The organism is Protofrankia sp. CiP1_Cm_nod1, assembly GCF_920888515.1.
GTDB lineage: Bacteria > Actinomycetota > Actinomycetes > Frankiales > Frankiaceae > Protofrankia.
On sequence record NZ_CAKKTM010000180.1, the window covers coordinates 1 to 6,405 of the forward strand.

Here is a 6,405-nt window from a genome sequence, read left to right on the forward strand (position 1 = left end):
GTACGACGTCGCCAGGCGGACGCCCGGCCGGGAGAACAGCTCCCACAGGGTGGGGGTGACCCGGTAGAGGTTGCTGAACACCTCCACCCGCAGGCCGGCCGCCAGCGAGTGTGTCACCAGCGCGGGGAAGGCCGGGTGCATGGTCGGCTCGCCGCCGATGAACTGAACCATCTCAATGCCGTGGCCGGCGGCGTCCTCGATGAGACGCCTCCAGTCGGCGGCGGTCATTGTTCCGTGGCTGCCGCGTGGGGATGCGTCCGCGTAGCAGTGGACGCACGCGAGCTGACAACGCCCGGTGATCTCCAGCCACAGGAACCGGGCCGGAAAAGTAGCTTCAGGGATCACGTGCCGCTCCGTTTCTGGGAATATGGCCGACCGTCAGGCCCGCTCCGGCCTGGCGGCCCGTTCGCGCCCCAGGCGCGGGCCAGCGCGATGTGGACCGTTTCCAACGCCGCGTTCTGCCCGGCGGCGAAGGCCAGCGCCTCGGCCTCGGTCACCCCGCCGCCGGCCCGCCACCGGGGACATCGTCAGCCCGGTCGGAACCACTGACGCAAGTTCACAGGAATCGTTCAGCCAGGACGAGGGCACCGGCGGGGCTGTGAAGGGGCACTTTGGTTCGTCAAGGCAGTTCTCGGGGCAGTTTGGGGGCAGCTACGACGCCTGCGGAACGTCAGGACAGTCCGACCGGCTGGCTGCTGCTGGCTGTGCAAGAATTTCTTCGTCAGCTATCGGAGGTACGCCCCATGCCAGATCCCAAGCCCAACGACCTGCTTCGCCATGCCCGTCTGAGGCTCGATTCAATGCGCTCACCAGGTGAAAATATTAGTCGTCAAGAACTAGCGGATCTTGTCGCTTCATGGATCTTCCAAGAAAAGGACGGTCGAGTTGTACCTATCGACGATCATTATATCGGAAAACTCGAGCGTGGTGTAGTCAGATGGCCTCAGGAGGACTACCGTTCCGCGTTGCGCGCTATCTTCGGCGCTAAAACGGATTCCGAACTCGGATTCTACCGAAGACGGCGGGCCGAGAGCGTTCGGCCCGCTGGATTTACCGAGAACCGTCGTCAAGCCCTCGCCGCCGGGGCCGCCACTTTAGGACTGGCCGCCGCCGGTGGCCCGTTGCCTTGGATGTCCTCCAGCGCCTCCGCCATGCTGGGTGATGCAGAGCTTCGGGTTGGCAGCGAGGAAGTGGAACTGTTGCGGTCCGCCGCCGCCGACCTGGACGCCATCGACCAGCGCTTCGGCGGTGATCGGCTGTGGCGATCAGCCCGCGCTCAGTTGCTGTGGCTTCACCGTCTGCTCGACCAAGGCACCTACACCGATGGCATCAGCCAGGAACTACACAGCATCACCGGTCAACTGACCACATCGCTGGGCTGGTTCTGCTACGACGCCGGCCGGCAGACCGAGGCCAGGGTGTACTTCTCCGAGGCGCTCAACACCGCGATGCTCGCCGGCGACGACGCTCTGGCCACCCGCACCCTGTCCAACATGGCCCGCCAGTCCGTGGATCTGGGTAAGGCCCGCGAAGCCGTGCGCTTCGCCCGCATCGCCCAGGCTCACGCAGCCGAATGGTCCGCCCCGCCGCGGGTCGCAGCCCTGCTGGCCATCCGCGAGGCCCAGGGCCACGCGCGGCTCGGCGATGACGTCTCCGCCGGAAGCGCGATCAAACGTGCCTGGACCCACTTCGAGCATGGTTCCAGTCAGCGTGATCCTGACTGGACTGCCTTCCTCAACCAGGCCGAACTCACCTGTCTGGAAGGCATGTGTCGCCTTGACCTCGGTCAGCACAACCAGTCGGTGAAACTGCTGGACCGCTCCGCCGAACTCCAGGACATCGAGCACTCCCGCAACCGAGGGATGTGCCTGGCCCGGTTGGCTTATGCAGCCCTGCAGAACCGCGACCTCGACCACACCGTGGCAGCCGCCGAGGAATCACTGCGGCTCGTCGACGGCGGTATGAGCTCCACTCGGAACATGAAGCAGCTTGTACTCGTCCGCAACGGCCTCACGCTCCACCGGACCCATGACCCGGCCAGGGAAATGGCCGAACGGCTCAGCCTGTACACCGCCTGATGGCAGTGAAAGAGAAGGAGATCCACCACCGTGGCGGACATCGAATTGTGGCACCATGATGCACACGCGGTGAAGGTCATTGTCGAAGAACTCCTCGACGTCTATGCTGAGGTCTACAGCGTGCCGTCGTACGCGGGTGATCCGTTCTTCTCTGTCGACGCCTACGCCGACCGCCTCCGCGCCGCGCTGGAAATGAGCGGCTTCGAAAGCGTCACGGCCCGTGTGGGCGGCCGGCTCGTCGGCTACGTCCACGGAGTCACCCTGCCTGCCGCCATGTCCTGGTGGCTCTCCCTCGGGGAGGCCCGACCAGTAGCCGCCCGTGCCGCAGCCAAGGCTGGGAAAATTTTCTGGTTGCGCGAGCTCATGGTCCGCCCGGACGCGACCAACCAGGGCATCGGCCGTCGGTTGCATGACGCCGTCATTGCCGGGCGTGGTGAACCCTGGACCACGCTGACCTGCATCGTCGGCAACGAACCCGCGCATGGCGCCTACCTGCGCTGGGGCTACCGGATCATGGGGTGCATCAAGCACACCCCGCAATCCCCCGTGTATGACGCGATGCTGCTGGTGCCGGAACGTAGCCTGTGACGTTCGAATTCCTGTGCCCGCAGGGTTGAGACCGCGGGTATCAGGACCTGGAGTGGGTGTTGGCTCACCGACTCCGGGTCGTTGCCGTTCCGGCGTGCGATCTGTGAACCGCCCGCCGGACGATCGATTACGGCGGAACGGTGCGATCAACAGCGAACGGCGCACCCGTGACCGGTACCCCTCGGCCGGCCCTGTAGGTGGAAACCGCTACCAGTACAACGTTTTCCACCTACGGGCGCGGAACCCGTAGGTGGAAAACGTTGCTGGGATGACGGTTTTCACCTACCGCTTCCGCTGTCCACGGGCGTCGGCGGCCGTGTCGGGGATACCCCTGCCGGGGCTGCCCGTGCCGGGGGCGCCCGCGGCGTCCGGGATCGCGGCGGAGGTGGCGACGGGGGCTGCGACGGGAGCGGCGACGGGGGCGTGGTCGCGCAGGACGTCGTCGAGGACGGCGCCGTCCACGGTCTCCCGCTCCAGCAGGATGCCGGTGAGCGCGTCGAGCGCCTCGCGATGCGCGCGCAGCAGGCTCACGGCCTGCTCCTCGGCCTCCCGCACCAGCCGGGCCACCTCCGCGTCGATGATCCGCTGGGTCTCCTCCGAGTACGGCCGGGAGACGATCTCCTCGGCCCCGAGGTACTGCGGGCTGCCCGAGGCGTAGCCCACCGGCCCGAGGACGGGGGACAGGCCGAACTCGCGCACCATCCTGGTGGCCAGCGCGGTGGCGCCGGCCAGGTCGTTGGCGGCCCCGGTCGAGCCCTGGCCGAACACGACCAGCTCCGCGGCCCGCCCGCCGAGCCGCACCGCGAGGGAGTCGTACAGGTAGCCCTCGGTGTAGAGGTGCCGCTCGTCCTCGGGCAGCTGCTGGGTGGCACCGAGCGCCATCCCGGCCGGCAGAATCGTGATCTTCGAAACCGGGTCGGCGTGCGCGGAGAGCGCGGCGACCAGCGCGTGCCCGGACTCGTGCACGGCCACCGACTGCTTCTCCTCGGGCAGCAGCACGTTGGTCGCGTCCCGGCGGCCCAGGATGATCCGTTCCCGGGCGGCGTCGAGATCGTCGGCTGTGATGATGTTGCGCCCGCCCCGGACGGCGTTGATCGCAGCCTCGTTGACGAGGTTGGCCAGGTCCGCGCCGGAGAACCCCGGGGTGCCGCGGGCGACCACGGACAGGTCCACGTCGGGGGCGAGCTGCTTGCCCCGGCTGTGCACCGCGAGGATGGCGGCCCGCTCACTCTGGGCCGGCAGCGGGACGGTGACCTGCCGGTCGAAACGCCCGGGGCGCAGCAGCGCCGGGTCGAGGGTCTCCGGCCGGTTGGTGGCGGCGAGCACGACCACGCCTTCGGCCGGGTCGAACCCGTCCATCTCGGCGAGCAGCTGGTTGAGGGTCTGCTCCCGCTCGTCGTGGCTGCCGCCGAGCAGGCCCGAGCCCCGCTTGCCGCCGATCGCGTCGATCTCGTCGATGAAGATGATGGACGGGGCGCGCCTGCGCGCCTCGCCGAACAGGTCGCGGACGCGGGAGGCGCCGACCCCCACGAACATCTCGACGAACCCGGAGCCGCTCACCGACAGGAACGGCACCTCGGCCTCGCCGGCGACCGCGCGGGCCAGCAGCGTCTTGCCGGTGCCGGGCGGGCCGACCATGAGCACCCCGCCCGGCCCCCTCGCGCCGGCCTGCCGGTAGCGCCCGGGGTCGCGCAGGAAGTCGATGATCTCGCTGACCTCCTGTTTCGCGCCCTCGTAGCCGGCCACGTCGGCGAACCGGGTGGTCGGGCGCTCCGCATCGATGATCTTCGTGCGGGACCGGCCGATGCCGCCGAGCCCGCCGGCCAGCGAACGCTGGGCCTGCCGGCCCGTCCACAGGAAGAACCCGACCAGCAGGAGCAGCGGCAGGAAGCTCAGCAGGACCGACAGGAAGGACGTCCCGGTCCGGGTGGCCTTCACCTCGACGTTCTTCGCCTCCATGCGCTCGAGGACGCCCTGGGTGTCCAGCGCGGTCGGCACCTGCGAGGTGAAGCTGGCGCCGTCCTTGAGTGTCCCGGTGACGCCGCCCTTGTCGTTGACGGTGACGGCCTGCACCTTGCCGGCGTCCACCTGCTGGGTGAACCGGGTGAAGCTGTACGAGGTGGCCTGCTTCGGGAACAGGCTGGGCGCGAACAGCAGGGCCGCTGTGATCACAAAGCCGACGGGCAGCAGCCAGCGACGCCACTTCGGCGGGGGCGTGGGCGCGGGTTTGGGCGGGGTCTCCCGGGGCGGCCCGGAGCGCGCCGAGGTCGACGGATGCCACCGGGCGTCCTGGTGAAGGCCGGCTTTTCCGATCATCTATGGTTCTCCTGCCTGTGCTGACATCCTCGCGGGCACCGGCGAGGCCGCATGCGTCCGGTCGTGCGCGTCTGGCCGCTCGTGTCCGCGACCCGCGTCCGGCGCGGTGCGGTGTACCCCTTTTCAACGCATGAACGAGCCGTCAGGCTTCACGGCCGGCCGCGGGAGTTGCGGGAAGTCGCCGCGTGTCGCCGAATGTGGCTGCAAGTGGCCGGGCGGCCGAGAATTGTTCCATCAGGCGGCCGGCGGTCATGCTGGTACGGGCGGTCATGCTTGTATGGGCGGTGCGGCCTGGTACGGCGCACACTGGGCAGGCATCCGGGGCTTGTCCTGACGACGGGAAGTGGACCAGTGCGGATCAGGCGCAAGAGCGACGCTGTTCTGATCACACGTGCGGTGCTGTCCCGCCCGGAGGAGATCCAGCGACGCCAGCGCCGATACGTGATCTCGATGCTGTTCCGTACCGTCTGCCTGGTGCTCGCCGTGGTCGCGCTACACGGCTGGCCGCGTTTCGCCGCCGTCGTCATCGCTGTGGTCCTGCCGTGGCTGGCGGTGGTCGTCGCCAATGGTGGCCCGCCGCTCAGGCGGGAGCGCCCGTCCCTGTACGTCGCGTCGCCCCGCTCCGCGGACGACCTGCCCCCGGCCCTTCAGCCGGTCCGCCACGAGGTCGTCGACGGCCTCGTCGACGATGCGGGCCAGGCCACCAGCGCGGGCCAGGCCACCAGCGCGGGCCGGGCGGCTGGTGCGGGCCGGACGGCTGGTGCGGGCCGGGCGGCTGGCGACGAAGGCCGGGAGGGCCAGGACATCGCAGGACGGAACGGCGACATCGCAGGACGGAACGGCCAGGACACCGTCGACGCGAGCCAGGCCGGCCGTTCGGACCGGGCTGATGGCGGGGATCGGGCTGGCGGTGGGGGATGGCAGGCCGGCTGTTCGGACCGGGCTGACGACGGGGATCGGGCCGCTGGCGGGAGCCGGGCCGGCGGTGGGGGAGAGCAGGGCGGTCGCATGGGCCGGGCCGGCGGCAGCCGTGAGGCCGGCGGCAGCCGTGAGGCCGGCGACGGCTGGGGGGCCGGCGGCGCCAGCCGCGGTACCAGCGCCGCCGAGCAGGTCAGCTCCGCGGCTCGTTCACGAGGGTGACCTACGGCGCTGGCGCAGGTGAGATCACGCGGAGACGGCCCCGGGGCCCGGTTACGAGGGCGGCCCGCTGACGGCCAGTGCCGGTACGGCTGGCAAGCATCGCCGCACCCGGCCGGCCGATGCCCCCACCCCACCACCCCGGTCAGACAGCCGCGCGTTCCGTTCTGATCGGGATAATGAGTACGTAAGTGGCTGCTACAGCGACCACTTGTTCCCTCGTTCTCGCGGTCCGACGATTTTTGGTCATGAACGTTTGGTTGGAGCTGGGCTGGGATGGGGGCGT

6 protein-coding genes are annotated in these 6,405 nt (G+C 69.4%); 3 read left to right on the forward strand and 3 right to left on the reverse strand.

What is annotated here, in order from left to right; all coding sequences use genetic code 11:
* Window positions 1–345 (reverse strand): radical SAM protein (locus NBX02_RS08465; RefSeq protein WP_250290795.1); only part of this gene is annotated, 345 nt, incomplete at its 3' end.
* Window positions 342–497 carry a hypothetical protein gene (locus tag NBX02_RS08470; RefSeq protein ID WP_250290799.1) on the reverse strand — a complete coding sequence of 52 codons (156 nt, stop codon included), beginning with the start codon at window positions 495–497 and terminating at the stop codon, window positions 342–344. The genes NBX02_RS08465 and NBX02_RS08470, both read right to left, overlap by 4 nt.
* 246 nt (window positions 498–743) lie before the next feature.
* On the opposite strand from NBX02_RS08470, the gene NBX02_RS08475 reads away from it, so the two are divergent.
* Window positions 744–2,078, forward strand: a complete 1,335-nt coding sequence (locus NBX02_RS08475) for a hypothetical protein (protein WP_250290802.1) — start codon at window positions 744–746, stop codon at window positions 2,076–2,078.
* A gap of 30 nt (window positions 2,079–2,108) precedes the next feature.
* Window positions 2,109–2,666, forward strand: a complete 558-nt coding sequence (locus NBX02_RS08480) for a GNAT family N-acetyltransferase (protein WP_250290804.1) — start codon at window positions 2,109–2,111, stop codon at window positions 2,664–2,666.
* 282 nt (window positions 2,667–2,948) lie between these two features.
* Here NBX02_RS08480 and ftsH read toward each other — a convergent pair whose 3' ends face one another.
* On the reverse strand, window positions 2,949–4,982 hold the full coding sequence (gene ftsH / locus NBX02_RS08485) for an ATP-dependent zinc metalloprotease FtsH (RefSeq protein WP_250281893.1): 2,034 nt from the start codon (window positions 4,980–4,982) through the stop codon (window positions 2,949–2,951).
* A 351-nt stretch (window positions 4,983–5,333) separates the two neighbouring features.
* Between ftsH and NBX02_RS08490 the strand changes: the two genes are divergently transcribed.
* Window positions 5,334–6,122 carry a DUF3099 domain-containing protein gene (locus NBX02_RS08490; RefSeq protein ID WP_250290806.1) on the forward strand — a complete coding sequence of 263 codons (789 nt, stop codon included), beginning with the start codon at window positions 5,334–5,336 and terminating at the stop codon, window positions 6,120–6,122.
* Window positions 6,123–6,405: the final 283 nt, after the last annotated feature.